The sequence below is a fragment of the Paraburkholderia domus genome, from assembly GCF_905220705.1.
GTDB lineage: Bacteria > Pseudomonadota > Gammaproteobacteria > Burkholderiales > Burkholderiaceae > Paraburkholderia > Paraburkholderia domus.
The window spans coordinates 1-637 of record NZ_CAJNAT010000096.1 but is presented as its reverse complement, the minus strand read 5'-3'; the positions used below and the strand labels follow the sequence as shown (position 1 = coordinate 637).

General features: G+C 60.8%; 1 protein-coding gene. It reads left to right on the top strand.

Going from position 1 to position 637, the window contains the following annotated elements; translation table 11 throughout:
• Positions 1-226: 226 nt before the first annotated feature.
• A complete protein-coding gene (locus tag KHO31_RS39025) occupies positions 227-427 on the top strand; it encodes a site-specific integrase (protein WP_321207335.1) in 201 nt (66 codons plus the stop codon).
• The last annotated feature ends 210 nt before the right edge of the window (positions 428-637 follow it).

Genomic DNA, 637 nt, shown 5'->3' with positions numbered 1-637 from the left:
GCAGGCACTGCACGAAGTATGTTCGTCAGAATGTCGCGCGCCGTCGGTCTGCGACCGGCGACAGAGGACGGGCGCGATGGTTACGGCCCGCGCCTCCAAGACTTCCGACATAGCTTCGCGACTGGAAGGCTGGTCGAATGGTATCGCGCCGGTCTGGACGTAAGTCGGGAATTGCCGAAACTTGCCGCCTACCTCGGGCATGTCAACATCGGTCTTACGTACTGGTATGAGCCTGATGCATCACGGCGTCGACCTAACCGTGATCGCGCTCTGGCTCGGTCACGAGTCCTCCGAGACTACTCAGATCTACTTACACGCCGACATGCAACTTAAGGAACGCGCGCTCGCGCACGCCACGGCGAGCGGTGTTGCGCCGACACGCTACAAACCTCCCGACCCGTTGCTCGCCTTCCTGGAGGCTCTCTGATAATGCCGACAATCAGAGTGACCGGGAACAGAGATCCGCCCAACCGTTGTGTCCGTGCATGCACGACGCGGCATAATCGGGGAGTCGGCATAACCAGGCTTGTACTAAACCGCTGACGCGGTAGTGGGAGGTAGGCACAGGTCCGTGGCTGACGTTTCATGAAGAGGGTTGTCTGGCGCTGAACCCCGGCGAGGTGGTGAGTGGTACCGC

Bases quoted from the DNA above. Each gene is read 5' to 3' on its own strand.
- KHO31_RS39025 (WP_321207335.1), top strand. From the start codon at position 227: ATGAGCCTGATGCATCACGGCGTCGACCTAACCGTGATCGCGCTCTGG.